Consider the following 24711-nt stretch of genomic DNA (forward strand, 5'->3'; position numbering starts at 1 on the left):
GGCGGCCTCAGCCGCGCTGGATCGCGTCGACGAGCGGTGCGAGCTCGTCGAGCTCGCCCGCCGCGGCGAGCTCGGCCTCGAGGGCGTCCTCGTAGGCCGGTCGCGCGGCCTCGACGAGCGCCCGACCTGCGGGGGTGAGCTCGGTGTAGATGCCGCGCCGGTCGTCGGCGCAGAGCACGCGCACGAGCAGGCCGCGATCCTCGAGCCGCGTGACGAGGCGCGTCGTGGCGCTGGGGCTCAGCGCTGCGGCACGCGCGAGCTGCTGCATGCGCATGTGCCAGCCGTCCTGCCGCTCGAGGGTGCAGAGCACGGCGTGCTCGACGACCGAGAGGCCGGCCTCGGCCTGCAGCACGCGCTCGAGCCCCTGCTCGATGCGGGCGTGGAGCGCGGCGAGCGTGCGCCAGCCGCGGGCGCGCACCTCGACGGCGTCGTCGGGGACGGACACGGGGGCCTCCAGGGGTCGCGGACAGGTCGTTGCTTGCGCGGGTTAGTTGCGTGTGCAACGATGTATCCCGCGTCTGCAACTACATGCTACGCGTCCCACCCCCTGGAAGGAAGACCATGCCCCTCGGACTCCTCGCGCTCGCGCTCGGCGGCTTCGGCATCGGGCTCACCGAGTTCGTCATCATGGGCCTGCTGCCCGAGGTCGCCGCCGACTTCGGCGTCGACGAGGCGGCGGCAGGCTGGCTCGTGACGGGCTACGCGCTCGCGGTCGCGATCGGCGCCGTCGTCATCACCGCGCTCGCCCTGCGGCTGCCGCGCAAGGCGACGCTGCTGGGCCTGCTCGTGCTCTTCATCGCCGGCAACCTGCTCTCGGCGCTCGCCCCCACGTTCGACGTCATGCTGCTCGCCCGCGTCGTCGCCGCGCTCAACCACGGCGCGTTCTTCGGCATCGGCTCGGTGCTCGCGGCGAGCCTCGTCGCGCCGGAGCGCAAGGCCGCGGCCGTCGCCATCATGTTCACGGGCCTCACGGCCGCCAACGTGCTCGGCGTGCCCTTCGGCACGTTCCTGGGCCAGGCCCTCGGCTGGCGCGCGACCTTCTGGGCGATCACGGCCATCGGCGTGCTCGCGCTCATCGGCATCGCCACGACCGTGCGCGAGCCCCGCGGCGAGCGCGAGGTGCCGAGCCTCCGCCGCGAGCTCGGCGCCTTCCGCCGCCCGCAGGTGTGGCTGACCCTCGCGATCACCGTGCTCGGCTACGGCGGCGTCTTCGGCGCCTTCACCTACCTCGCCTACACGCTCACGGGCGTCTCCGGCTTCGACGCCGCCGCCGTGCCGTGGCTGCTCGTGGTGCTCGGCCTCGGCCTCTTCGCCGGCAACATCCTCGGCGGACGCGCCGCCGACCGCGCCCGCGACCGCACGCTGCTCGTGGTGCTCGGCGCGCTCGTCGTCGTGCTCGTCGGCTTCGCGCTCACGGCCTCGAGCGCCCCGGCGACCGTCGTGTGGCTCGCGCTCCTCGGCGGCTTCGGCTTCGCCACCGTGCCCGGCCTCCAGACCCGGATCATGGCCGTCGCCGAGGGTGCACCGACGCTCGCGAGCGGCGCGAACATCGCGGCCTTCAACGTCGGCAACGCGCTCGGCGCCTTCCTCGGCGGCCTCGGCATCGCCGCGGGCCTCGGCTACACCTCGCCCATCTGGATCGGCGCGGGGCTGACGCTGCTCGGGCTCGGCGTGATGGCCGCGGCCGCGCGCGGCATCCGCCGCGACGAGGCGGGCGCAGGGCGCGCACGGCGCGAGCTCGTCGACGCCTGAGACCGCCTCGCCAGCAGGGCCCGGACGCGCTGCGGGCCCTGCTGATAGCATGGAGGCACTGCGCGAGCGGTCCCCGCTCGCCTGCGTCGTAGAACGCTCCTCTCTCCGCCTCCCTCCGCCCGTCGCACGGGCCTGGATCCGGGCGTCGATGAACCTTCCGCGGCGAACGATCGCGGCTCCCGCCGCGCTCGCCGAACTGCGCCGCCGCATCCCGCCCCGCCACCCGGAACCGATCCGGGCGCCGGCCGGGCGCCGGCCGCTCCGGGTGATCCCGAGCGCCGGAGGGATGCCGCGCGGCGCCAGCAGACAGAGAAGACACGCATGCAGACCACCGTCCCCACGTTCGCCGACCTCGGCGTGCCCCAGAAGCTCGTCACCGCCCTCGCGGGCATGGACCGCACGAGCCCCTTCCCCATCCAGGTCGACACCCTGCCCGACACGCTCGCGGGCCGCGACGTGCTCGGCCGCGGCAAGACCGGCTCGGGCAAGACCCTCGCGTTCGCCATCCCGCTCGTCGCGCGCCTCGCGGGCGAGCTCGCGGGCGGCGGCCGCCGCAAGGGCCTCCCGCTCGGCCTCGTGCTCGCGCCCACGCGCGAGCTCGCGACGCAGATCGCGGCCACCGTGACGCCGCTCGCGAAGGCCGCGGGCCTCACCGTCACCACGATCTTCGGCGGCGTCTCGCAGCGTCCGCAGGAGGCCGCGCTCCGCGGCGGCGTCGACATCGTCGTCGCCTGCCCCGGCCGCCTCGAGGACCTCATGCAGCAGGGCATCGCCTCGCTGCAGGCGATCGAGATCACCGTCATCGACGAGGCCGACCACATGGCCGACCTCGGGTTCCTGCCGGTCGTGACGCGCATCCTCTCGAAGACCCCGCAGTCGGGCCAGCGCATGCTGTTCTCGGCCACGCTCGACAACGGCGTGGACAAGCTCGTCAAGAAGTTCCTCCACGACGAGGTGCTGCACTCGGTCGACGAGGCGCACTCGCCCGTCGCGGCGATGACGCACCACCTGTTCGAGGTGGAGGCGGGCGACAAGAACGCGCTCGTGCGCCGCCTGGCCTCGGGCCTCGGCCGCCGCATCCTCTTCACCCGCACGAAGCACCAGGCGAAGAAGCTCGCCAAGCAGCTCACGGCCTCCGGCATCCCCGCGGTCGACCTGCACGGCAACCTCTCGCAGAACGCCCGCGACCGGAACCTCGCCGCCTTCTCGGACGGCTCGGTGAAGGTGCTCGTGGCGACCGACGTCGCCGCGCGCGGCGTGCACGTCGACCACGTCGAGCTCGTCGTGCACGTCGACCCGCCCATGGAGCACAAGGCCTACCTGCACCGCTCGGGCCGCACCGCGCGCGCCGGCAGCGAGGGCGACGTCGTGACCGTCATGCTCCCCGAGCAGCGCCGCGACACGATGCAGCTGCTGCGCAAGGCCGCGATCGACGTGCAGGCGCAGCGCGTCAGCGCGCTCTCGGCCCCCGTCGAGGCGCTCGTGGGCGAGGCCGCGCCGCACGTCGAGCCCGTGCCCGGCGGCCCCGGCGCCGGCAACGAGGTGCAGCAGCAGGCCGGCGGCGGCCGCTCGACGGGCGCCAACGCGCAGCGCAAGCGCGCGGCGCGCGAGGCCCGCGGCGGCGCCGCGGCATCGGCCGCGCACGGTGGGCAGTCGCGCGAGCGCGACGACCGGCCGCGCCGCGACCGCTCGGGTCGCCCGGAGGCGAAGGCGGGCCGTCCGGCCCGCTCCGGCGCCCCGGCCGCGGGCGGCCGCTCGGGCGGCCAGCGCCGCAGCGCAGGCGCGGGCGGCGGCCAGCGCCAGCAGCAGCCGCGCGGCGGCTCCTCGGTCGCGTGGTCGTCCACGGGCGGCGGCTCGATGCAGGCCGGCGACCCCGGCCGCCCGGGCGCCGGCCGCTCCGGCGGCCAGCGCGGCGGCTCGCGCCGCGCGCAGCGCCCGCAGGGCTGAGCCCCGCGCCTCCCGCGCGCACCCATCCGGAGCCCCGTCCCCGCGCCTCGTCGCCGGCGGCGGGGCTCCGTCGTGCCCGCGGTGCGTGCGTCGGCACGCCGCGCGGGTGCGGGTGCTCGCGGGGCGCGGCGGGCGCGGATCAGCCGGGGCCCAGCAGTGAGCCGATGCCGTCGGTGAGCGCGTCGACGAGGCCGCCGATGCCGCCGATGGGTGCCGCGCCGAGGTTGATGAGCAGCACGCCGACGAGGCCGGCGACCCACGCCGTCAGCTCGCCCGCCTGCTTCGTGAGCCACGCGTTGAGGCGCTGCAGGGCCGGCTCGACGGCGCGGTGCGCCACGAGCCGCACGACGAGCAGCACCAGGGCGGGCAGCACCATGACGAGGCAGTAGCCGGCGAGCGCCGCCGCGTGCAGCGGGAGCGGCAGCGCGGCGCGGTCGAGGATGCCGATCGCCACGAGGTAGGGCAGGAGCGTCGCGATCTCGAGCAGGGTGGCCGCGAGCGCGAGCCCCATCAGGGGCCGGAGCGACCCTGCCTCGGCGCCCACGGCCCGCTCGCGCCACCGCAGCAGCCTGCCGCTGCGCGCGCCCTCCGAGCTCCGCTGCGGCAGGAGCGCGACGACGAGCAGCACGAGGCCCACGACCACGAGGATCCCGCCGCCGACCGGCGACGCCACCCAGGCCTGCAGGTCGTCGAGCAGCAGCCGGGCCCCGAGCGAGAGCAGCGCGCCCAGCATCAGGTAGGCTGCCGGCGACCGTGCCGAGGTAGGCGAGCACGCGGCCCGGCCGCGGCCGGGTGGAGGCCAGCAGGAGCCAGACGGGGATGAGCAGCGTGCCGAAGCTCGTGGAGTCGGCGAGGGCGAGCAGGGCGAGCATGCCGATGGTGGGGAGGTCCATGCCTGCGAGGCTCCCGCGGCCCGCGCCGCCGCGCGTCCGGCGGAGGATCGAGGCCACCACCGCGGGCCTCCATCCTTCGGAGGAGCCGGGGGAGGCCGCGACGTGCTGGGATGGAGGCATGGCCGCCCCCGCTCCCGCCCCGCTCGACGCCTGGGTGCTGCCGCGCATCCGGTACGGCTCCGCCACGGGCGACGCCGCGGTGGCGGTGCTGCTGCTCGTCGTCGCTGGGGTGCTCGCGCTCGGCGGCAGCGGCCCCGCGCACGATCCGGCCCTGCCGCTCGGCGAGCCGTGGGCGCCGTGGGCGATCGTCGTCGCGGCGGCGGCGGCCACCCTGCCGAAGCGGCGGCTGCCCGTGCTCGCGACCGCGATGCTGGGCGCGCTGCTGCTCGTCGACGCGGCGTGGGTGGGCGGCGCGCTGCCCGTCGTGCCGCTGCTCGCGCTGCTCGACGCCGTCTACGCCGCGATGCTGCACCCCTCGGCGCGCGCCCGCGCGTGGGCGCTCGGCGTCGCTGGGGCGACCGCGCTCGCGATGCTCGTGCTCGCGCGGCCCGCCGATCCGGCCGACGCGGTGCAGGTCGCGGCGATGCTCGCGATGCTGCTCGGCACGCCCGCGCTGTGGGGCACCTCGGTGCGGCAGCGCGACGCGCTGCTCGGCGTCGAGCGCGAGCGCTCCGCAGCGGTCGCCGCCGCCGCGGAGGCCGAGCGCGCGGCGGCGCTCCGCGACGAGCGCGCCGCGATGGCGCACGAGCTGCACGACGAGCTCGCCGCTCGGCTCTCGGCGATCGCGCTGCAGACGGGCGCGCTCGCCGGTCGCGCGCATCCGGATCCCTCGACCGCAGCCTCGGTGGCCGCGGTGCGGCGGTCGAGCCTCGAGGCGCTCGACGAGCCTGCGCCAGGCGATCGCGGTGCTCGGCGGCGAGCGCGCCGACGCGGCGCCCCGCACGGCGGCGAGGATCGAGGATGCGGCGACGCTGCAGGCCGAGGCTGCGCGCTTCGGGGTCGAGCTGGAGGCCCGGGGCGAGGTGCCCGAGGGCGTGCTCGGGAGCACCGCCTCGCACGCGCTCGCGCGGATCGCGCGCGAGGCGATCGCGAACGCCGCGCGGCACGCGCCGGGCGCGCTCGTGCGCCTGACGACCGCGGTCGAGCGCGACGGCGTCGAGCCTGCGCGTCGAGACGGCGCTGCCGGGGCGGCCCGCGGCGGCGGCCGGCACGGGCCTCGGGATCCCGCTCATGCGCGAGCGCTGGCGCGCCGCGGGCGGCGAGGGCGAGGCCGGGCCGACGGAGGCCGGCACGTGGCTCGTGCGGGTGCGCGTGCCCGCGCTCGCCCGGGCGCGCGACGCCGACGCGGTCGTGGTCGCGTGAGCCGCCCCCTCCGCGTCGTCGTCGCCGACGACCACGCCGCCGTGCGGGCCGGCGTGACGGCCGTGCTCGCCGCCGACGCGGGCATCGAGGTCGTGGGCGAGGCCGCCGACGGCCGCGCGGCGATCCTGCAGGCGCGGGCGCTCCGACCCGACGTCGTGCTCATGGACGTGCGCATGCCGCGGGCCGACGGCATCGAGGCGACCGCGGCCGTCGTCGCCGAGGGCGTCGCGGTGCTCGTGCTCACGACCTACGACGTCGACGAGCACGTCGACGGCGCGCTCGCGGCGGGCGCCTCCGGCTACCTCCTGAAGACCGCGGAGCCGGGCGAGATCGTCGCGGGCGTGCGGCGGGTCGCGGCGGGGGAGGGCGTGCTCGCGCCCGAGGTCACGCGTCGCGTGCTCGAGCGGCTGCGGCACGCTGCGCCCGCCGCTCCGGCGCGCGCCGACGCCGAGGTGCTCCTCGCGCCGCTCACGGCGCGCGAGCGCGAGGTGCTCGCGGGGCTCGGCGAGGGCCTCTCGAACGCGCAGCTCGCGGCGCGCCTGGGCATCACGGAGCCCACCGCGAAGTCGCACGTCTCGCGCATCCTCGCGAAGCTCGACGCGCCCTCCCGGATGCGCGCGGCCGTCGTCGCGCGCGACGCGGGCCTCGTCTGACGGTCGCGCCGCGATCGTCGGGCGGACGGCCCCGCGCTCAGCGCTCGGCGGCGCGCTCCGCGAGCACGGCGCCGCCGATGGCGGCCGCGTGGCCGCCGAGCTCCGCGAGCACGAGGCGGCGCGGCTGCGGCACCCCTTGCAGCGGGGCGTGGTCGGCGAGCTCCCGCTCGATCGTCGGCAGCAGCAGATCGGTGCACTCGAGCAGCACGCGCCCGCCCAGCACCACGACCTCCGGGTCGAAGGCAGGCAGCAGCCGCCGCAGCCCCGCCGCGACCGCGCGGCCCGCGCGCTCGAAGAGCGCGATCGCGGCCGCGTCGCCGGCCCTCGCGGCGGCGGCGGCGTGCTCGGCCCGCGCGACGCCGTCGGGCGCGAGGGCCACCGCGGCGGGGATGCCGGCCGCGTCGCGCGCGAGCGCGTTGCCGCCCGCGTAGGCCTCGATGCAGCCGCGGGCGGTGCACGAGCACAGCGGCCCCGACTCGTCGACCGTCACGTGGCCGAGCTCGCCCGCGAGGCCGTGCGCGCCGATGAGCGGCCGGCCGTCGAGCACGAACGCGCCGCCCACCCCCGTGCCGAGCGCGATGAGGATCGCCGAGCGAGCACCGCGGGCGGCGCCGAGCGCGGCCTCGCCCACGAGGTAGCCGTTGGCGTCGTTGTCGATCGTGACCGGCACGCCGAGCCGCTCGGCGAGCGCCGCGCGCAGCGCGAACTCGCGCACGCCGAGGTGCGCCGCCCAGGTGACGACCTCGCGGTCGACCGTGAGCCAGGCGGCGATCGCGAGGCCCACGGCCCGGATCGGCGGGTGCCCCGCCGCTGCCAGCTGCGCGTCGAGCTCGCGCACCGCGCCCTCGAGCGCGTCGACGAGCGAGGCGGGGCCCGCGACGGCGTGGGGCGCGTGCAGGCGCGCGAGCACGCGGTCGTCGCCGACCGCCGCAGCGGGCGCGAGCGCGACCCCGGCGATCTTCGTGCCGCCGATGTCGAGCCCTGCCGTGGTCATCCCTCCATCCTGCCGCCTCGCGCGCCGCCCCGCGGCACGGATGCGCTCCCGAGCCGTCGGCGGGAGGATGGGGCCATGCGCATCCTCGTCACCGCCTTCGAGCCCTTCGGCGGCGACGCCGAGAACGCGAGCCTCGAGGCGGTGCGGCGGCTCGAGGCCGCCCGCCGCGAGCGGCCGCAGCCCGGCGTCGAGCTCGTCACCGGCGTGCTGCCGGTGACCTTCGCGGGCGCGGGCCCCGCCCTCCGGGCGCTCGTGGCCGAGCACCGGCCGGATGCCGTGGTGGCCGTGGGCGAGGCCGGCGGCCGGGCCGCGGTGACCCCCGAGCGCTGGGGCGCGAACGAGGACGACGCGCGCATCCCCGACAACGCGGGCGCGCAGCCGCGCCGCGCGCCGATCGAGCCCGAGGGGCCGTCGCGGCGCGCGTCCGGCCTCGACGTCGAGGCCCTCGTCGCCGCGATCGAGGACGCGGGGGTGCCGGCGGCCGCGAGCGACGACGCCGGCCGCTTCCTCTGCAACCACGTCGCCTACCTCGTGGCGGGGCTCGACGTGCCCGGCGGCTTCGTGCACGTGCCGGCGGTGCGCTCCGCCGGGGTCGCGGGCGTCGGCGGCGAGACCGACGCCGGCGCGGCGCCCGTGGATGCGGGGCTCGGGTTCGACGACCTCGCGCGGGCGCTCGAGGCCGTCGTGGGGGCCGTGGCGCGGGGCGCCGCCCGGGGCGCGCCCCACCCGACCCGCGCCCGCGTGGATCGCGCCTCCACCGTGGTCGTGGCATCGCCCGCCGAGGCCTACGCCGCGCTCGTCGACCCCGCCGCGCTCGCGGCCTGGCTGCCGCCCGAGGGGTCGACCGGCACGATCGAGGACTTCGACGGCCGGGAGGGCGGCGGCTACCGCGTGGTGCTGCGCTTCGCCGCGAACGACGACACGAAGACGACCGACGACTCCGACGTCTCGCGCGTCGAGCTGCTGGAGCTCGTGCCGGGCCGCCGAGTGGTGCAGCGCATCCGCTTCGAGACCGAGCTGGAGCGCTTCGCGGGCGCGATGACGATGACGTGGCTGCTCGAGCCCGTCGCGGCGGGCACGCGCGTGACCGTCGAGGCGACCGACGTGCCGCCCGGCATCGGCCAGGCCGACCACGAGGAGGGGCTGGGCTCGTCGCTCGCGAACCTCGCCGCGCATCTGCGGCGTCGGGCGCCAGGGGCCTGAGGCCGCACCGCGGCCGCCCGCCGGTCGAGCGGAGGACGGGCGATGGTCCGCCGCCGGTCGAGGAGCGCGCGGCGCAGCCGCACGCGTCACGAGGCCCCCTCAGCGAGCAGCCGCCGCCGCAGCCGCCGCCCGCGCCACCCACTTCGGCGTCGCGCCCGGCCGGAACGGCGGCACGAGCCTGCCGGCGGCCGAGTCGTCGCGCAGCTGCTCGGCGCGCGCGACGCGCGTGGGCTCGCGCTTGGCGCTCTGCACCCACACCGTCGTCTGCTTGCGGTAGCCCGGCGTCGCCTCGGCGAGGAAGGCGACCGCGGCGGGTGAGGCGTCGACGATCGCCTGCAGCGCGTCGGGCAGGGCGACGTCGTCGGGCTGCTCGTGCGAGTACACGCCCACGTCCTCGGGGCGCCGCGCCTCGAAGGCGGCGATGCCCGCCGGGTGCATGCGGCCCTCGGCCGCGAGCCGCTCGACGTGCGCCACGTTCACGGCCGACCAGATCGAGCGCGCCTTCCGCGGCGTCCAGCGCTGCCGCCGGGCGTCGTCGTCGATGCGCTGCGAGACCGAGTCGATCCAGCCGAAGCACAGGGCCTCCGGCACCGCCTCGGCCCACGTGAGCCCGCGCGGCTCGACGTGCTTGGCGGTGAGGCCCATCCACAGCTCGGTCGCCGTGGCGTGGTGCGCCTCGAGCCAGGCGCGGAACTCCGCGGCGTCGCGGAAGAACGTGGCGGGCCGCTCGGCCGAGCCGCCCGGCGTGCCTGGAGCGCCCGGCTCCGCTGCCGCATCCGTCGTCATGCGCCCATGCTGGCACGCGCCGCCCACGCCGCCCCCAGCCGCATCCCCTCCGACATCGCAGGCTCAGCGGCGAGCAGGCGCGACCATCGCGCCCGCACGCCGGAGAGCCTGCAACAGCGGATCGCGGGATCGCGGGACGGCGGATCGCCGGAGCGGCAGGACGCCGGGTCGGATCAGGCGGCGGCCTCGCGCACGAGCGCCGCGAACGCGTCGACGTCGTCCTCGGCGGTGTCCCACGTGCACATCCAGCGCACCTCGCGGCCCGTGGCGTCCCAGTCGTAGAAGAAGAAGCGCTCGCGCACGCGGTCGGCGACGCCCGCCGGCAGCTGCGCGAACACGCCGTTCGCCTGCGTCGGGTAGGCGAAGGCGACGCCCGGCACGTCCTCGACCGCTGCCCGCAGGCGCGCGGCCATCGCGTTCGCGTGACCCGCGTTCTCGCGCCACAGGTCGCCGTCGTAGAGCGCGAGCAGCTGCGCCGAGATGAAGCGCATCTTCGAGGCGAGCTGCATGTTGAGCTTGCGCAGGTACACGAGGCCCTCGCCCGCGCCCTCCGAGAGCGTCACGATCGCCTCGGCGCCCATCGCGCCGTTCTTCGTGCCGCCGAGCGAGACGATGTCGACGCCCGCGTCGGTCGTGACGTCGCGCAGGCCCGCGCCGAGGGCGACGGCGGCGTTCGAGATGCGGGCGCCGTCGAGGTGCACGAGCATGCCGAGCGAGTGCGCGTGGTCGGCGATCGCCCGGATCTCCTCGGCCGTATAGAGGGTGCCCAGCTCGGTCGACTGGGTGATCGAGACCGCGAGCGGCTGCGCGCGGTGCTCGTCGCCGAAGCCGTGCGCCTGCAGGTCGATGAGCTCGGGGGTGAGCTTGCCGTCGGGCGTGGGCACCGTGAGCAGCTTCATGCCGCCGACGCGCTCGGGCGCGCCGCCCTCGTCGACGTTGATGTGCGCGGTGGTCGCCGCCACGACGCCGCCCCAGCGCGGCAGCAGGGACTGCAGCGCGAGCACGTTGGCGCCCGTGCCGTTGAAGACGGGGAACGCCTCGGCGCCCTCGCCGAAGTGGCCGCGCACGACCTCCTGGAGCCTCGCCGTGTACTCGTCGGCGCCGTAGGCGCTCTGGTGGCCGCCGTTCGCGGCCGCGATCGCGTCGAGCACGGCGGGGTGGACGCCGGAGTAGTTGTCGGAGGCGAAGCCGCGGCGGGCGGTGTCGTGGAGAGGCTGCACCCGACCATCCTGGCACCGCCGCCCCCGAGCGCATCCCGCTCCGCCGCCCGTGCCTGCCCGGTGCTGCCCGCCCCGACCGGTCGCTCCCGCCACCGCCCCCCCTCGAGCGGTCGCGCGTGGCGGCCGAGCGCCGCACGCGGCAGCCGTTGGCGACCGCTCGACGTGGATGCCTGGCGGGAGTGACCGGTCGGGAGCGGTCGGGCGGAGGTGACCATGCGGGACGAGGAGGGCGGGCGAAGCGGTGCACGGCGGCGGTGTCGCTGGGCGTGGCGTCCGCCTCGGTCGACGCGCGGCATCCACCGCGCGCGGCGCGCGGCGTCCGCCAGGCGCGGCGCGCGGCGTCCGCCCGGGTCGGCGCGGCAGATCCCGCCCAGGCGGCGCGCGTATCGTCGCCCGCATGCCCGCGCAGATCGTCTGGTTCCGCCGCGACCTCCGGGTCGCCGACCATCCGGCGCTCGTGGCCGCGGCCGAGGCCGGCGCCGTGCTGCCGGTCTTCGTGCTCGACCCGGTCTTCGACGGTTCGGGCGACGCCCGCACCGCGGCGCTGCGCACCGCGCTCCACGCCCTCCACCGTGCGACCGACGGCGCCCTCGTCATCCGATCCGGGAAGCCCGAGCGCGTCATCCCCGACCTCGTGGCCGAGGTGGGCGCCGAGGCCGTCCACGTCTCGGAGGAGACTACGCCCTACGGTCGCCGCCGCGACCGCCGCGTCGAGCGCGCGCTCGACGTGCCGCTCGTCGCGACCGGCAGCCCCTACGCCGTGACGCCCGGCCGCGTGCGGAAGGGCGACGGCGATCCCTTCCGCGTCTTCACGCCGTTCTCGAAGGCGTGGCTCGAGCACGGCTGGCGGGCGCCGGCCGAGCTGCCTGGCGACCACCGCTGGGTGCGCAGGGCCGACTCCGAGGGCCTCCCGGAGATCCCGGAGGTCGAGGCAGACCTCACCTGGGCGAGCGAGGAGGGTGCGCTCGAGCGCTGGCACGAGTTCCTCGACGACGCGATCGACGACTACGCCGACGCCCGCGACCGCCCCGACCTCGACGGCACCTCCCGCCTCTCGATCGCGCTGAAGCTCGGCGCCGTGCACCCCCGCACGCTGCTCGCCGACCTCGACCGCGTCGCGCCGAGGCGGGGCGCCGGGGCCCAGCGCTCGCTCAAGGTGTTCCAGACCGAGCTCGCCTGGCGCGAGTTCTACGCCGACGTGCTGCACCACCAGCCGCGCTCCGCCTGGCACGACCTCACCGACGCCCTCGAGCGCATGCCCTACGACGAGCCGGGCGACCTCTTCGAGGCGTGGCAGGAGGGCCGCACCGGGTTCCCGATGGTCGACGCCGGCATGCGGCAGCTGCGCGCCGAGGGCTGGATGCACAACCGGGTGCGCATGCTCACCGCGAGCTTCCTCACGAAGGACCTCCACGTGTGGTGGCCGCACGGCGCCCGCCACTTCCTCGACCTGCTCGCCGACGGCGACATCGCCTCGAACAACCACGGCTGGCAGTGGACCGCCGGCACCGGCACCGACGCCTCGCCGTACTTCCGCGTCTTCAACCCGGTGCTGCAGGGCGAGAAGTTCGACCCCGACGGCGCCTACGTGCGCCGCTGGGTGCCCGAGCTGCGGCACCTCGAGGGCAAGGCCGCGCACCAGCCGTGGAAGCACGACGACGGCTACGCGCACGACTACCCGGAGCCGATCGTCGACCACAAGGAGGAGCGGCAGGAGGCCCTCGACCGCTACCAGGCGGCGAAGGGCTGACGCCGCGCCAGGGGACGCGCGCCCGACCGCGCTCGTGCAGCGCGGTGATGCACCGGACGGCCCCCTCGGCGATGCCGACGGGGCCGTTCGGTGCACGGGAGCGGCGGGCTAGCGCGCCTGCGCCCGCCGCACGAGCGTCAGCCAGACCGCGGCGCCGACGGCGCCGAACGCCGCGATCACGCCCATCCACCCGATCCACGGCATCCGCGCGAGCTCGACGAGCGCGGCGCGGAAGCCCTCGGAGAGGATCGTGGCGCCCGCGACCGCGACGACGATCGTCGCGAGCGTGAGCCAGAAGGTCCAGAGGAAGGGCTGCGCCCAGCGGTGGTAGGCCGTCGTGATGGCGGCGCCCACGAGCATGACGGCGAGGATGAGCAGGAAGGTCTGCACGAGCGTCTGCCACCACGGCCCGATGCCCGTGAAGTAGGTGTCGAAGAAGCGCACGCCCAGGCCGAAGCCGCCCGTGGCGAGCTCGATGGCCTTGCCGATCGTGACGACCGTCGCGTAGAAGGCGGCGTTGCCGACGAAGACGAGCGCGGTGCCGAGCGCGAACTCGCGGCGCGTGAGGCCGAGGCCGAGCGCGAGGGGGAAGTACTGCCCCATCGCGGTGAAGCCGAAGCCGATGAGCGGCCCGAGCAGCGCGAAGATCGCGCCGTTCCACTGCATGCCGTTGTGCATGCCCGCCCGCGCCTCGGGGCCGCCGACGCCGAGCACGAGCCCGCCGATGACGAGCACGAGCGCGAGCGAGAAGCACATGATGAGCAGCGGCCACCCGAAGGCCTGCATGCGGTTGACGGTGTGGAGCTGGACGACGTTGCGGATGCGCATGGTGCTCTCCTCTCAGACGGCGGCGACGTCGGTCGCGCGGGTCGAGGCGTTGGCGGTGGTCAGGTGCACGAAGAGCGCCTGCAGGGAGACGGGGCTCACGTCGAGCCCCGCGGAGGCGGCGGCGCGCTGGGCCTCGGGCCCGCCCGGCACCGTCGCGGTCGCGAGGGTGCCGAGGGCGGTGCGCTCGAGCACCTCGCGGCCGGCGAGGAAGGCGTCGACGTCGGCCGCGCGGCCGGAGACCGTGAGGGCGGCGTCGTGCAGCTCGTCGGTGTCGGCGTCGAGCAGCACCCGGCCCTCGTCGAGGATCACGACGTGCTCGAGGAGGTTCGCGACCTCGTCGATGTGGTGGGTCGAGAGCACGACCGTGCGCGGGTGCTCGGCGAAGTCGGCGAGCAGGCGGTCGTAGAAGAGCCGGCGGGCGACGGCGTCGAGGCCGAGGTATGGCTCGTCGAAGAACGTCACGGGGGCCCGCGAGGCGAGGCCGACGACGATGCCGATCGCCGAGAGCTGGCCGCGCGAGAGCCTTCTTGATGGGCCGCTGCACGGGCAGGCGGAACTCCTCGACCAGCTGGTCGGCGAAGCCCTGGTCCCAGCGCGGGTGGGCGCCCGCCGCGATCCGCAGCACGTCGATCGCGCGGAAGGTGTCGGGGTAGCGCTGCGACTCCTGGATGAAGCACGTCTGCGAGAGCACGTCGACGTTCTCGACGGGGTCGCCTCCGAGCACGCGGGCGGAGCCGGAGGTGGCGAAGATCTGCCCGGTGAGCAGCTGCATGAGCGTGGTCTTGCCGGCGCCGTTGCGGCCGAGGAGGCCGTGGATGCGGTGCTCGGCGAGCGCGAGGTCGACGTCGTCGACGGCGCGCACCTCCTTGTAGTGCTTGCTGAGGCCCGTGGTGGTGATGGCGGTCATCGACCCGCCTCCTTCGTGATCATGCCTGCGAGGTCCTCGGGGGTGATCCCGAGCTGTCCTGCCTCGCGCAGCAGCGGTGCGATGAACTGGGCGGCGAACGCGCTGCGGCGGCGCTCGCGGAGCGCCGCGGGGGCGCCGGGGGCGACGAACATGCCGATCCCTCTCCTCTTGATGAGCACCCCGGCGTCGACGAGCAGGCCGAGGCCCTTGCCGGCGGTCGCGGGGTTGATGCGGAGGAAGGCGGCGAGCTCGTTCGTCGACGGGACGGGGCCGTCCTCGGCGTAGGTGCCGTCGAGGATGCCGTCCTCGATCTGCTCCGCGAGGGCGACGAAGAGCGGCTTGCTGTCGTCGAGCACGCTGCCTCCTAGGGGGTGTGGGGTTCGGATGTGCGCACATCCGGGAGCGGGCTGCGCATCCTGCTCCGCGGGTTCATTACTCAAGTAATGAACCATGGAACTGGGCGTGTGTCAACCGCGGATCGGCGCATCGTCGGGCGAGGAGGCCGCGGCGCAGCCGCTGCCGTCGCGAGACCCGCGCGGCCATTCGGGTCTCGCGACGCGTGCGGCCTCCGGCCGCGCGCTCCTCGACCCGCGAGGTGCTCAGGCGGCAGCCGCCGCCGGCCGCCGCCGCAGCGCGCGCACCAGCAGGCCGCGCCGCGGCGCGAGCAGGTAGGCGAGCGCGAAGGCGATGCCGTGCACGACGACGATGAGGCCGCCGGAGGCCGCGTCGATCCAGTAGCTCGCCACGAGGCCCGCGGCCGTGCACGCGATCGAGATGGCGGGCGCGAGCACGAGCATCCGCCCGAAGCGGTCGGTGAGGAGGTGCGCCGTGGCGCCGGGGATGATGAGCAGCGCCACGACGAGCACGACGCCCACGACCTGCAGCGCCACGACGCACGTGAGCGCGAGCACGCCCAGCAGCACGGCGCCGAGCAGCCGCGGGCGCAGGCCGATCGCGTGCGCGTGGGCGGGGTCGAAGGCGAAGAGCGTGAGGTCGCGCCGCAGCACGAGCAGCACCGTGAGCGCCACCGCGGCGAGCACGAGCACCTGCACGAGGTCGGCGGCCGAGACGCCGAGCACGTTGCCGAAGACGATGTGCGAGAGGTCGACCTGGCTCGGCGTGACCGAGATGAGCACGAGCCCGAGCGCGAAGAGCGTCGTGAACACGATGCCGATCGCAGCGTCCTCCTTCACGCGGCTCGTGTCGCGGATGAGCCCGATGAGCGCCACGGCGAGCACGCCGAACACGAGCGCGCCGAGCGCGAAGGGGGTGCCGAGCGCGTAGGCGAGCACGACGCCGGGCAGCACCGCGTGCGAGACGGCGTCGCCCATGAGCGACCAGCCGATGAGCACGAGCCAGCACGAGAGCGTCGCGCACACGGCCGCGGCGACGACGCTCGTCGCGAGCGCGCGCAGCATGAACTCGTACTGGAAGGGCTCCAGCAGCACGTCGAGCGGGCTCATGCGCCGGGCCGATCGAGCGGGTCGAGACCGAAGGCGAGCGCGAGCCGCTCGGGGCGCAGCGCCTCCTCGACGCCGCCGTGGAAGACGACGCGGCGCAGCAGCAGCACCGCCTCGTCGGCGAGGCGCGGGAGCGCGTGGAGGTCGTGGGTCGAGACGAGCACGGCCCTGCCGTCGTCGGCGAGCTCGCGCAGCAGCGCGACGATCGTCGCCTCCGAGGCCTTGTCGACGCCCGCGAAGGGCTCGTCGAGCAGCAGCACGTCGGCCTCCTGCGCGAGGCAGCGGGCGAGGAAGGCGCGCTTGCGCTGCCCGCCCGAGAGCCTGCCGATCTGGCGGTCGGCGAGCGGCGCGAGGTCGACGCGCTCGAGCGCCGCTTCGACGGCGGCGCGGTCGGCGGGGCGCGCGCGCCGCCCGATGCCCTGGAAGCCGTAGCGCCCCATCATCACGACGTCGCGCACCGAGAGCGGGAACGACCAGTCGACCGCCTCGCTCTGCGGCATGGAGGCGACGCGACCGCGGCGTCGGGCGGCGGCGGGCGCCTCGCCGCCCACGAGCACCGTGCCCGCATCCGGCCGCAGCCTGCCGGAGATCGCCTGCAGCAGGGTGGACTTGCCGGCGCCGTTCATGCCGATGAGCGCCGTGACCGCGCCATGGGCCACGGCGAGGTCGACGCCGTCGAGCGCCGTGACCTCGCCGTAGCGCACGGTGAGGCCGCGCACCTCGATCGCGGCCGTCATCGCCCGCCGCCCGTGAGCCCCGCCGCGATCGTCTCGGCGTCGTGCCGGATGAGGTCGAGGTAGGTGGGCACGGGGCCGTCCGCCTCCGAGAGCGAATCGACGTAGAGGGTGCCGCCGAAGCGCGCGCCCGTCGCCTCGACCACCTGCTGCATCGGCGCGTCCGAGACCGTCGACTCGCAGAACACCGCGGGCACGTCGCGCTCCTCGACGAACGCGATGACGTCGGCGATCCGCTGCGGGGTGGCCTGCTGCTCGGCGTTGACGGGCCAGAGCGAGCGCTCCTCGAGGCCCGCGTCGCGCGCGAGGTACGAGAAGGCGCCCTCGCACGTCACGAGCGCGCGCTGCTGCTCGGGCACGGCGGCGAGGTCGGCCACCAGCTCGTCCTGCACCTGCTGGAGCTCGGCCCGATAGGCGTCGGCGCGCTCGGCGAAGCCCTCGGCGTGCTCGGGCGCGAGCTCCGCGAAGGCGGCCTCGATCGTGTCGACGTAGCGCTGCACGTTCGTGGGGCTCATCCAGGCGTGCGGGTTGGGGCGGCCGGCGGAGGCGTCGGCCGCGATCTCGATCGGCTCCACGCCCTCGCTCGCGACGACGCGCGGCGCGTCGGCGTCCTGCACGAACCGCTCGAACCAGGCCTCGAGGCCCAGCCCGTTGTCGAGGAGGAGATCGGCCTCGGATGCGCGGGCGACGTCGCGCGGCGTCGGCTCGTACCCGTGGACCTCGGCGCCGGGGCGGGTGATCGACTCCACCCGCAGGTCGTCGCCCGCCACCGCGCCCGCGATGTCGGCGAGCACCGTGAAGGTCGTGAGCACGACGGGTCGGTCGTCCTGCGGCTCGCCCGCGCCCGCCCCGGCGCAGCCGGCGAGCAGCAGGGCGGTGGCGGCGAGGGCGGCGGAGGCGAGGGCGGAGCGGCGCATGGATCCTTCGGAGGCTCGAACATCAGGTTTTCGGTGTGCCGAAATCATCCCGCGACAGCGGCCCTCCGCGCAAGCCGCGCGCCGGGTCCGGTGCGATCAGCGTGGAGCGGGCACATGGCCGCGCATCGCGTCCATGTGCCCGCTCCCGGCCGATCTTTCCGGCGTCAGCGCTTCAGCGCATCCCGCCACTTCACCATCGCGCCCGTCTTCAGCAGCGAGCGCTCGTAGACGAGGGCGGCGAAGAGGATCGCCCCCACGGTCGTCGCGGCGAGGATCGCGAGCGAGAGCAGCGGCTCCCACCACTCCATCGTGCCGAGGTAGACGCGCATGGGCACCGCGACCGGCGCCGAGAACGGCACGTACGACATGATCTGCAGCGCGAGCGGGTTGTTGTTGAAGATGATCACGAGGATGTACGGGATCATGATCAGCATCATGAGCGGGCTCGAGGCCGAGCCGAGGTCCTCCGAGCGCGAGACGAGCGCGGCCGCTGCCGCGTAGAGCGCCGCGAGCATCACGAAGCCGATCGTGAAGAGTGCCACGAACCAGATGATCGGCATGCCGAGCCCGTCGAGCAGCAGCTGCGAGCCGGTCACCGCCCCGCCCAGCAGCACCACGCCCGCGATCAGCGCGATCTGCCCGAAGGCGAGGATCGAGTTGCCGAGCACCTTGCCCGCGAGGATCGCGCGCGCCGGCACCGTCGCGAGCATGATCTCGACGATGCGCGACTGCTTCTCCTCCACGACCGACTGCGCGATCGTCTGGCCGAAGGTGATCGCCGACGAGAAGAAGACGATGCCGAAGGCGATGCCGATGAAGTAGGTGAGCATCGGGTCGGGCGCGTTCGGGTCGAGCAGCTCGAGCTCGGGCTGCACGCTCAGCAGCTGCAGCACGCCGGTCGGGGCCTCGCGGTCGCCGACGACGAGGAGGCCCGAGGGGCCGTCGTCCTGCAGCACGCCGGCGCTCACGTCGCCCGACTCCACGGCCTCCCGCACCGCCTGGGCGCTGCCGAGCACCTCCACCTCGTAGCCCTCGACGCCCTCGATCGCGCTCGCGGTCTGCTCGGTGACGGCGACCCGCGTGGTGGAGTCGAACAGCTGCGGGCCGAGCGACGACAGCAGCACCATGACGAAGATCGCGCCGACGAAGAGCGCGGTCGAGACGAGGAAGGCCTTCGAGCGCAGCTTCGTCATGATCTCGCGCTGGGCGACGATCGCGGCGGCCTGCGCGAACGGGGTGCGGCCGCGGCGGGCGGCGGTGGCGGTGGTCATCGGACGACCTCCTGGAAGATCTCGGTCAGCGGGCGGATGGAGGGGGCGAAGGAGCGCACGCGGCCGCGCTCGATGGCCTCGCGCAGCACGGCGTCGGCGCGCGAGGGGTCGTCGGCGGTGAAGCGCACGTGGCCGCCGTCGAACTCGACGACCTCCACGCCGGGGATGCCGCGCACGAAGCCGCCGTCGTCGGTCTCGAGCACCCACTCGGGCGCCGAGTGCCGCTCGCGCAGCTGCTGGCGGGTGCCGGCGGCGCGCACGCGGCCCTCGGCGAGGATGACGAGCTCGTCGCAGAGGCGCTCGACGACGTCGAGCTGGTGGCTCGAGAACAGCACGGGCGCGCCCGAGCGGGCGACGTCGCGCAGCACCTCGAGCGTCACCTCGACCGCCATCGGGTCGAGGCCCGAGAAGGGCTCGTCGAGCACGAGCGCGGCGGGATCGTGCACGAGGGCGGCTGCGATCTGCGCGCGCTGCTGGTTGCCGAGGCTCAGCGACTCGAGCGTGTCGTCGCGGCGCGGGCCGAGGCCGAGGCGCTCGAGCAGGTCGTCGGCGCGGCCCGCGGCGGTGCGGGCGTCCATGCCGTGGAGGCGCGCGAGGTAGACGAGCTGCTCCTTGACGCGCATCTTCGGGTAGAGGCCGCGCTCCTCGGGCATGTAGCCGAACTGGGCGCGGTCGTCGGCGGTGATGGGGCGGCCGTCCCAGCGGACCTCGCCGCCGTCGGCCGCGAGCACGCCGAGGATGATGCGCATGGTGGTGGTCTTGCCGGCGCCGTTCGCGCCGACGAAGCCGGTCATGAGGCCGTCCTTGACGTCGAAGCCGACGTCGCTGAGGGCGAGATGGCCGCCGAACGAGCGGGAGATCGCGTGGAGGGAGAGCATGCTCCGACGCTACGGCGGCGGGCCGGGGCCGGGCCTCCCCCTCCCGGCTCGACCTGGGCTCCCCCGTGCGGGGGAGGGGCGGGCGCTGCCGACGCCCGCTGGTCGAGGAGGCCGCGCCCGCAGGGCGCTGCCGTCACGAGACCCGCCGAGCCGCGAGGATGGACGCATGGAGCCCTGGGAGCTGCACGCCTGGCACGCCGACTTCCTCGACGCGTGCAACACCCACGACCTCGAGCGCATCCGGGAGCACCTGGCGCCAGGTGTGCGCCGCGCCCACCTGCCGGGCGGCGCGGAGGCGTGGATCGCCGACCTCGCCGAGCTGTTCCACGCGTTCCCCGACTGGCGGTGGAAGCGCATCCAGGTCGTGGCCGAGGACGACCGGATCGCCGTGCACCTGCGCGGATCCGGCACGCACGTGCGCGAGTTCCGGGGGATCGCGCCCACGCGCCGCCGCGTCAACGTGGCCGAGTTCGCGATGCACCGCGTCGAGGCCGGCCGCATCGCCGAGACCTCCGGCACCGAGCCGCACGAGCTGCTCGCCCAGCTCCGCTGAGGATCTCAACCGGTTCTGTGGTCGGCGGACGCGATGATCGCGCCTGCCGACCACTGGCCCGGTTGAGGATCCTCCGCAGGGCGGGCTCAGGCGCGCGGCGCGACCACGCCGTGCTCGTACGCCCAGATGACCGCGTGGATGCGGTCGCGGATGCCGAGCTTCATGAGCACGTTCGACACGTGCGTCTTCACGGTCGCCTCGCCGACGTAGAGCTCGGCCGCGATCTCGGCGTTCGACCGGCCGCGGGCGAGGCGCAGCAGCGTCTCGCGCTCGCGCTCGGTGAGCCTGCGCGAGCGCCGCGTCAGCCTGCGGGCGCGGTGGCGGGCGCGGGCGCGGCGGGCGCCGCGAACCGCTCGATGACCCGCCGCGTCACCTCGGGCGAGAGCAGCGCATCCCCGCGCGCGAGGGCGTGCACGGCGTCGATGAGCTGCTCGGGCTCGGCGGTCTTCAGCAGGAATCCGGAGGCGCCGGCCGAGAGCGCCTCGAAGAGGAAGTCGTCGCGGTCGAAGGTCGTGAGCATGAGCACCGAGGCGCCCGAGGGGCCCTCGCACACCGCGCGGGTGGCGGCGAGGCCGTCCATGACGGGCATCTGCACGTCCATGCAGATGACGTCGGGCGCCAGCTCGGCCGCCAGGCGCACGCCCTCGGCGCCGTCGGCCGCCTGGCCGACCACCTCGAAGCCCGGCTCCGAGCCCAGGATCGTCGCGAAGCCGGAGCGCACGAGCGCCTGGTCGTCGACGAGCAGGATGCGCGTCACGACCCCTCCTCCAACGTCTCCGCGCGCACCTGAGGCCCGGATCCGGGGTCGGCGTGCGCGCCCAGACGTTGAGATCCAGCGGGAGCGGAGGCGGCGGCCGCGGCGTCCGCGGGCGCGGGCGCCGACGGCACCGAGCGGATCGTCGGCACCACCGGCAGCGAGGCGCGCACGAGGAAGCCGCCGCGCGACTTCGGGCCCGCCTCGAGCGCGCCGCCGATCGCGGTCACGCGCTCGCGCATGCCGATGAGGCCCATGCCGCTGCCGAGGCCCGACCGCGCGGCGTGGGGGCTGCCGTGGCCGTCGTCACCGACCTCGACCTCGAGCGCATCCGGCGCGAAGCGCAGCCGCACGTCGATCGTCGCGGCGGCGCCCGCGTGCTTGCGGGCGTTGGTCAGGGCCTCCTGCACGACCCGGTAGGCGGTGAGCTCGACCGCGGGCGAGAGCGCCGAGCGCTCGCCGATGCGCGCGAGCCCGACGCGCTGGCCGGCGTCGCGCGCGGCCTCCACGAGCGCGTCGATGCCCGAGAGGTCGGGCGCGGCGCCCGTGCCGTCGTCGTCGGAGCGCAGCGTCAGCACGAGCGAGCGCAGCTCGCTGATCGCCTCACGGGCCGAGCGCTCCACGTGCTGCAGCGCATCCCGCGCCGCCGCGGGGTCGCGGTCGAGCACACGCCGCGCTGCGCCCGCCTGCACGCCCATCGCCGAGACGTGGTGCGCGACGACGTCGTGCAGCTCGCGCGCGATGCGCATCCGCTCGAGCGTCACGGCCTGCTCGGCGAGCTGCGCCTGCTGCGCGCGGATCTCGTCGTGCGCGCGAGCGAGCTGCTCGCGCTCGACGGCGCTCGCCCAGGCGCGGTCGCCGAAGATCCAGGCGCCGCCGAAGAAGATCGCGTTGATCGCCACCTGGATGCCGAGGAAGGCGAAGTAGGCGGCCACGCCCCGCTCGCCGGTCTCGGGGTCGAGGAAGCCGCGCACCGCGCTGCTCGCGAGCCATGCCGCCATGATGAGCACGATCGCGAGCCGCACCCAGCGCGCCCGCGCCCGGTGCGACTCCCAGGCCCCGATCGAGTAGAGGCCGAGGAAGAGCGCGATCTGCGAGGCGTAGAACTCGATGGCGCCCAGCTCGCCGAACACGATGTAGACGACCGACTGCGCGATCGCGACGGGCACGGGATGCACGCGCCGCAGCACGAGCGGCGCCGCGAGCAGCACCGAGCCGAGCAGCGCGACCCACACGGGCATGTCCTCGCCGACGAGGAGGCCCGCGACGTCCGAGAGGGCGACCATGACGCAGCCGCTGAAGGCCAGCGCCGCCGCGACGACGAGGTCGGCCCGGAGCGATCGCGGATCGGGTCGGGAGCGGGCGGCCATCCCGCCAACCTATGCGAGCTCGGCCCCGAGCCGCCTCCGCCGCTCGACGGAGCCCGGCCTCCCCGTCCACCCCCGGCCGCACATGTGCACGAGATGGTCGGAACGGGTGCTCCAGAACGACCATCTCGAGCACATGTGCGAGCCGGGATCGGCGCCCGGCGGAGAACAAGCGGAGGCGGGTTCCAGGAACTCCGCGCGCCGCGCTGTAACCGTCGGGCGCCTCCCGGACAATCCTGGATGTGGACCTCGCCCAGACCGACGAGCACCTGTGGCGTGCCGTCGTGCGGGGCGATGGAGTGGCGTTCGCGGCGATCTTCGATCGGCACGGCGACCGCGTGTGGCGCCACGCCTGGAGACTGATGCAGCACCGACAGGACACCGAGGACGTCACGGCCGCCGTGTTCGCGGAGGCGTGGCGCAAGCGTTCGCGCGTGCGCATCGTCGACGAGTCCGTGCTGCCGTGGCTGCTCGTCACCGCCACGAACTGCGCCCGCAACGCCCGGCGCTCGGTGCGCCGCAACGAGCGCCTCATCGCGCACATCCCGCTCGGGCCGGATGCGCCCGACGCCGCCGACGTGGCCGCCGACCGGATGGGCCGGCTGGAGGCGGGCTCGGCGGTCGCGATCGCCATGGCCTCGCTGAACGACAAGGACGCCTCGCTCGTCTCGCTCGTGCTGCTCGAGGAGATGCCGCTCGCCGATGCCGCGCGGGCGCTCGGCATGACGTACGGCGCCGCCAAGACGCGCATGAGCCGCGCGAAGGAGCGACTGCGCGGGCACCTCGCCGCGCAGGCCGTCGAGGGCGAGGAGGTGCGCGCATGAGCGACGAGCGCCCTCCGGGCATGAGCGAGGAGTTCCAGGCCCGCATGCGCCTCGGGCTGTCGACCATGGCGGTGCGCGAGCGCGTGCGCGAGCGTCGCCGCAACCGCGCCATCGCGGGCGGGGCGGTGGCGGCCGCGGTCGTCGCGGTCGTGGCGGTGCTCGGCGGGCAGGTGCTCGCGGGCGGCGCGAGCGAGCGCGACGTGGCGGTGCCGACGCAGACGGCGGAGCCGACGACCGAGCCGACCCAGCCCTCGCTCGACACCCCCACGCCCGAGCCGACGGAGACGGAGCCCGCCGAGCCCACGCCGCCGCCCGGCTTCGAGGGCGTCGCGGCGGGGGAGCCCTCCGTGCTCGACTCCGTGGATTGCAGCGAGGGCGGCTGCGGCGATGCCGGCGCCGCCGGCGGACCGTCGGTCGAGGGGGTCTATGACGTGTACGTGCTGTGCCAGGGCACCGGGCAGGTGCGGTTCGGCGACAGCGTGTGGATCGACTGCACCCAGTTCGACCCGGGCACCGGGTGGGCGCTGCTCGCCTACGACGACACGGTCGGCGACGGTGATCCGGAGTTCACCGCGACGAGCGAGTTCGACGGTCGCCTCGACGTGCTTCCCACGGGCGAATCGCCCCAGGGCCGGGCGCAGGCGTCGACCGCCACGGTCTACTACGACTGCAGCGGATTCGAGGAGGGCCCGATCATCGACGGCGTGCAGTGGGACTGCCGGCAGGGCGGGTTCAGCATCATCCCCGACCTCGGTGCCTGGGGCGTGCCGATCCCCGAGGGCTCGTACGCGCCCCGGATCCGGCACGACGGCGACGGCTCGCTGGGCACCTCGATGGTCCGCTGGGTGGAGGAGCGATGAGGCGCCTGCTCGCGCTCCCGCTCGTGCTGCTGCTCGCCCTGGGCCTCAGCGCCTGCGGCGACGCGGACACCGTCGCACCCTCCTCGAGCGCGAGCGCGCCGGCGCCCTCAGCGATCGCATCGACCACGCCCACGCTCACGCCATCGCCGACGCCGACGCCCACCCCCTCCGCGGCCCCGCGCCGCATCGAGCCGCCGCCCGTCATCGCACTGCCGCCCTCGGGTCGTGTCGTGTCGTCGACCGTCCCGGTCGATGGCGTGCCTGTGCGGGAGGGCGGCCGGTACGACATCTACGTGCAGTGCCTGGGCGAGCTGGCGCTGTGGGGCGGGGCCCGGGCGGGGGATGCTCGGGAGTACACGAGCGAGGACGACGAGCTCGGATGCGGCTCGGACTCCGTCGTCGGTGCGGTGGTCGCGCGCCTCGGCGTGGGCGCCGAGCGGGCGGTCGTGCTGGGCGTGATCGAGCCGGACTCGCAGCTGCCGATCGTGGTGCGGGTGCCCGAAGGGCAGCCGCTCTCCGAAGCCCAGCGGGCGCGGTTCATGCCGGCGCTCGCGGGCGTCGAGCGATTCGAGATCGTCGTGGGCTGCATGCGGCAGGGCGGGACCGTGCAGGTCGGCGATCAGGAGCTGCCCTGCATGGCGGACGGCTATGTGCGCGGGGCGGTCGCGATCGGAGAGGGCGGTTCCGTGCCCGCCGTCGTGGGCGCGGACGGCTTCGCCGGCATCGTGCGCCTATGGCCGGAAGGGCGCTGACCCTCGCGCCGCAACCGCAGGGCGGACCGGCTCCCAGCCTCTTCGA

Annotated in this window: 23 protein-coding genes and 3 pseudogenes; 11 read left to right on the top strand and 15 right to left on the bottom strand. The window is 75.5% G+C overall.

Annotation, left to right across the window (positions count from 1 at the left end; translation table 11 throughout):
- Window positions 1-7: 7 nt before the first annotated feature.
- Window positions 8-445, bottom strand: coding sequence for a MarR family winged helix-turn-helix transcriptional regulator (locus OVA14_RS05375; protein ID WP_267505229.1), 438 nt, complete (start codon window positions 443-445; stop codon window positions 8-10).
- A 116-nt stretch (window positions 446-561) separates the two neighbouring features.
- On the opposite strand from OVA14_RS05375, the gene OVA14_RS05380 reads away from it, so the two are divergent.
- Window positions 562-1752: an MFS transporter gene (locus OVA14_RS05380; protein WP_267505230.1), complete on the top strand. Its 1191-nt coding sequence runs from the start codon at window positions 562-564 to the stop codon at window positions 1750-1752.
- Between the two features lie 321 nt (window positions 1753-2073).
- Entirely contained in the window at window positions 2074-3699 is a 1626-nt protein-coding gene (locus tag OVA14_RS05385) for a DEAD/DEAH box helicase (protein WP_267505231.1), read from the top strand.
- 139 nt (window positions 3700-3838) lie between these two features.
- Here the strand turns inward: OVA14_RS05385 and OVA14_RS05390 are convergent, their stop codons facing one another.
- Window positions 3839-4432 carry a GAP family protein gene (locus OVA14_RS05390; protein ID WP_267505232.1) on the bottom strand — a complete coding sequence of 198 codons (594 nt, stop codon included), beginning with the start codon at window positions 4430-4432 and terminating at the stop codon, window positions 3839-3841.
- 896 nt (window positions 4433-5328) lie between these two features.
- Between OVA14_RS05390 and OVA14_RS13785 the strand changes: the two are divergent.
- From OVA14_RS13785 to OVA14_RS05400, 3 genes and pseudogenes are all read left to right on the top strand, one after another.
- Window positions 5329-5466 (top strand): annotated as a pseudogene (locus tag OVA14_RS13785) (histidine kinase); the annotation flags it as partial.
- Between the two features lie 356 nt (window positions 5467-5822).
- Window positions 5823-5954, top strand: coding sequence for a hypothetical protein (locus OVA14_RS05395; protein ID WP_267505233.1), 132 nt, complete (start codon window positions 5823-5825; stop codon window positions 5952-5954).
- Window positions 5951-6607, top strand: a complete 657-nt coding sequence (locus OVA14_RS05400) for a response regulator (protein ID WP_267505234.1) — start codon at window positions 5951-5953, stop codon at window positions 6605-6607. Before OVA14_RS05395 ends, OVA14_RS05400 begins: the two co-directional genes overlap by 4 nt.
- Before the next feature lie 37 nt (window positions 6608-6644).
- Here the strand turns inward: OVA14_RS05400 and OVA14_RS05405 are convergent, their stop codons facing one another.
- Window positions 6645-7601, bottom strand: coding sequence for an ROK family protein (locus OVA14_RS05405; RefSeq protein WP_267505235.1), 957 nt, complete (start codon window positions 7599-7601; stop codon window positions 6645-6647).
- Between the two features lie 75 nt (window positions 7602-7676).
- Here OVA14_RS05405 and OVA14_RS05410 point away from each other — a divergent pair, with 75 nt between their 5' ends.
- Window positions 7677-8804, top strand: coding sequence for an SRPBCC domain-containing protein (locus OVA14_RS05410; RefSeq protein WP_267505236.1), 1128 nt, complete (start codon window positions 7677-7679; stop codon window positions 8802-8804).
- Window positions 8805-8903: 99 nt separating this feature from the next.
- Here OVA14_RS05410 and OVA14_RS05415 read toward each other — a convergent pair whose 3' ends face one another.
- Together OVA14_RS05415 and OVA14_RS05420 are read right to left on the bottom strand one after the other, a co-directional pair.
- A complete protein-coding gene (locus OVA14_RS05415; protein ID WP_267505237.1) occupies window positions 8904-9590 on the bottom strand; it encodes a YdeI/OmpD-associated family protein in 687 nt (228 codons plus the stop codon).
- A gap of 173 nt (window positions 9591-9763) precedes the next feature.
- Window positions 9764-10810 (bottom strand): threonine aldolase family protein, encoded by a 1047-nt coding sequence (locus OVA14_RS05420; RefSeq protein ID WP_267505238.1) that lies wholly within the window; start codon window positions 10808-10810, stop codon window positions 9764-9766.
- Between the two features lie 397 nt (window positions 10811-11207).
- Here OVA14_RS05420 and OVA14_RS05425 point away from each other — a divergent pair, with 397 nt between their 5' ends.
- A complete protein-coding gene (locus tag OVA14_RS05425) occupies window positions 11208-12560 on the top strand; it encodes a cryptochrome/photolyase family protein (RefSeq protein WP_267505239.1) in 1353 nt (450 codons plus the stop codon).
- A gap of 108 nt (window positions 12561-12668) precedes the next feature.
- Here OVA14_RS05425 and OVA14_RS05430 read toward each other — a convergent pair whose 3' ends face one another.
- From OVA14_RS05430 to OVA14_RS05465, 8 genes and pseudogenes are all read right to left on the bottom strand, one after another.
- Window positions 12669-13388: a hypothetical protein gene (locus OVA14_RS05430; RefSeq protein WP_267505240.1), complete on the bottom strand. Its 720-nt coding sequence runs from the start codon at window positions 13386-13388 to the stop codon at window positions 12669-12671.
- A 12-nt stretch (window positions 13389-13400) separates the two neighbouring features.
- A pseudogene (locus tag OVA14_RS05435) lies at window positions 13401-14295 on the bottom strand (ABC transporter ATP-binding protein).
- Window positions 14292-14651: a GntR family transcriptional regulator gene (locus tag OVA14_RS05440; protein WP_267505241.1), complete on the bottom strand. Its 360-nt coding sequence runs from the start codon at window positions 14649-14651 to the stop codon at window positions 14292-14294. The pseudogene OVA14_RS05435 and the gene OVA14_RS05440 overlap by 4 nt, the downstream one beginning before the upstream one ends.
- A 243-nt stretch (window positions 14652-14894) precedes the next feature.
- Window positions 14895-15758 carry a metal ABC transporter permease gene (locus OVA14_RS05445; RefSeq protein ID WP_267505242.1) on the bottom strand — a complete coding sequence of 288 codons (864 nt, stop codon included), beginning with the start codon at window positions 15756-15758 and terminating at the stop codon, window positions 14895-14897.
- Window positions 15755-16492, bottom strand: coding sequence for a metal ABC transporter ATP-binding protein (locus OVA14_RS05450; protein WP_267505243.1), 738 nt, complete (start codon window positions 16490-16492; stop codon window positions 15755-15757). The genes OVA14_RS05445 and OVA14_RS05450 overlap by 4 nt, the downstream gene beginning before the upstream one ends.
- Window positions 16489-17406: a metal ABC transporter solute-binding protein, Zn/Mn family gene (locus OVA14_RS05455; RefSeq protein ID WP_267505244.1), complete on the bottom strand. Its 918-nt coding sequence runs from the start codon at window positions 17404-17406 to the stop codon at window positions 16489-16491. Before OVA14_RS05455 ends, OVA14_RS05450 begins: the two co-directional genes overlap by 4 nt.
- Window positions 17407-17570: 164 nt before the next feature.
- Window positions 17571-18677 (bottom strand): ABC transporter permease, encoded by a 1107-nt coding sequence (locus tag OVA14_RS05460; RefSeq protein WP_267505245.1) that lies wholly within the window; start codon window positions 18675-18677, stop codon window positions 17571-17573.
- Complete coding sequence (locus OVA14_RS05465; protein WP_267505246.1) at window positions 18674-19555, bottom strand: ABC transporter ATP-binding protein; 882 nt, start codon at window positions 19553-19555, stop codon at window positions 18674-18676. Before OVA14_RS05465 ends, OVA14_RS05460 begins: the two co-directional genes overlap by 4 nt.
- 166 nt (window positions 19556-19721) lie before the next feature.
- Between OVA14_RS05465 and OVA14_RS05470 the strand changes: the two genes are divergently transcribed.
- Window positions 19722-20108 (top strand): ester cyclase, encoded by a 387-nt coding sequence (locus OVA14_RS05470; protein ID WP_267505247.1) that lies wholly within the window; start codon window positions 19722-19724, stop codon window positions 20106-20108.
- A gap of 86 nt (window positions 20109-20194) precedes the next feature.
- Here OVA14_RS05470 and OVA14_RS05475 read toward each other — a convergent pair.
- Together OVA14_RS05475 and OVA14_RS05480 are read right to left on the bottom strand one after the other, a co-directional pair.
- Window positions 20195-20865 (bottom strand): annotated as a pseudogene (locus tag OVA14_RS05475) (response regulator).
- Entirely contained in the window at window positions 20862-22232 is a 1371-nt protein-coding gene (locus OVA14_RS05480) for a sensor histidine kinase (RefSeq protein WP_267505248.1), read from the bottom strand. Before OVA14_RS05480 ends, OVA14_RS05475 begins: the two are co-directional and overlap by 4 nt.
- A 239-nt stretch (window positions 22233-22471) precedes the next feature.
- Here OVA14_RS05480 and OVA14_RS05485 point away from each other — a divergent pair, with 239 nt between their 5' ends.
- From OVA14_RS05485 to OVA14_RS05495, 3 genes are read left to right on the top strand one after another with little or no spacing between them, the layout of a single operon-like run.
- A complete protein-coding gene (locus OVA14_RS05485) occupies window positions 22472-23053 on the top strand; it encodes an RNA polymerase sigma factor (protein WP_267505249.1) in 582 nt (193 codons plus the stop codon).
- The gene (locus tag OVA14_RS05490) at window positions 23050-23913 is read left to right on the top strand and encodes a hypothetical protein (RefSeq protein ID WP_267505250.1); all 864 of its coding nucleotides are present in this window, start codon (window positions 23050-23052) and stop codon (window positions 23911-23913) included. Before OVA14_RS05485 ends, OVA14_RS05490 begins: the two co-directional genes overlap by 4 nt.
- The gene (locus OVA14_RS05495; protein ID WP_267505251.1) at window positions 23910-24665 is read left to right on the top strand and encodes a hypothetical protein; all 756 of its coding nucleotides are present in this window, start codon (window positions 23910-23912) and stop codon (window positions 24663-24665) included. Before OVA14_RS05490 ends, OVA14_RS05495 begins: the two co-directional genes overlap by 4 nt.
- Window positions 24666-24711 lie beyond the last annotated feature (46 nt).

It is taken from the genome of Agrococcus sp. SL85, assembly GCF_026625845.1.
GTDB lineage: Bacteria > Actinomycetota > Actinomycetes > Actinomycetales > Microbacteriaceae > Agrococcus.

Coding starts and splice junctions, on each gene's coding strand:
- OVA14_RS05380 (WP_267505230.1), top strand. CDS start 562: ATGCCCCTCGGACTCCTCGCGCTCGCGCTCGGCGGCTTCGGCATCGGG.
- OVA14_RS05385 (WP_267505231.1), top strand. CDS start 2,074: ATGCAGACCACCGTCCCCACGTTCGCCGACCTCGGCGTGCCCCAGAAG.
- OVA14_RS05390 (WP_267505232.1), bottom strand. CDS start 4,432: ATGCTGGGCGCGCTGCTCTCGCTCGGGGCCCGGCTGCTGCTCGACGAC.
- OVA14_RS05395 (WP_267505233.1), top strand. CDS start 5,823: ATGCGCGAGCGCTGGCGCGCCGCGGGCGGCGAGGGCGAGGCCGGGCCG.
- OVA14_RS05405 (WP_267505235.1), bottom strand. CDS start 7,601: ATGACCACGGCAGGGCTCGACATCGGCGGCACGAAGATCGCCGGGGTC.
- OVA14_RS05410 (WP_267505236.1), top strand. CDS start 7,677: ATGCGCATCCTCGTCACCGCCTTCGAGCCCTTCGGCGGCGACGCCGAG.
- OVA14_RS05415 (WP_267505237.1), bottom strand. CDS start 9,590: ATGACGACGGATGCGGCAGCGGAGCCGGGCGCTCCAGGCACGCCGGGC.
- OVA14_RS05425 (WP_267505239.1), top strand. CDS start 11,208: ATGCCCGCGCAGATCGTCTGGTTCCGCCGCGACCTCCGGGTCGCCGAC.
- OVA14_RS05430 (WP_267505240.1), bottom strand. CDS start 13,388: ATGCGCATCCGCAACGTCGTCCAGCTCCACACCGTCAACCGCATGCAG.
- OVA14_RS05445 (WP_267505242.1), bottom strand. CDS start 15,758: ATGAGCCCGCTCGACGTGCTGCTGGAGCCCTTCCAGTACGAGTTCATG.
- OVA14_RS05450 (WP_267505243.1), bottom strand. CDS start 16,492: ATGACGGCCGCGATCGAGGTGCGCGGCCTCACCGTGCGCTACGGCGAG.
- OVA14_RS05455 (WP_267505244.1), bottom strand. CDS start 17,406: ATGCGCCGCTCCGCCCTCGCCTCCGCCGCCCTCGCCGCCACCGCCCTG.
- OVA14_RS05460 (WP_267505245.1), bottom strand. CDS start 18,677: ATGACCACCGCCACCGCCGCCCGCCGCGGCCGCACCCCGTTCGCGCAG.
- OVA14_RS05465 (WP_267505246.1), bottom strand. CDS start 19,555: ATGCTCTCCCTCCACGCGATCTCCCGCTCGTTCGGCGGCCATCTCGCC.
- OVA14_RS05470 (WP_267505247.1), top strand. CDS start 19,722: ATGGAGCCCTGGGAGCTGCACGCCTGGCACGCCGACTTCCTCGACGCG.
- OVA14_RS05480 (WP_267505248.1), bottom strand. CDS start 22,232: ATGGCCGCCCGCTCCCGACCCGATCCGCGATCGCTCCGGGCCGACCTC.
- OVA14_RS05490 (WP_267505250.1), top strand. CDS start 23,050: ATGAGCGACGAGCGCCCTCCGGGCATGAGCGAGGAGTTCCAGGCCCGC.
- OVA14_RS05495 (WP_267505251.1), top strand. CDS start 23,910: ATGAGGCGCCTGCTCGCGCTCCCGCTCGTGCTGCTGCTCGCCCTGGGC.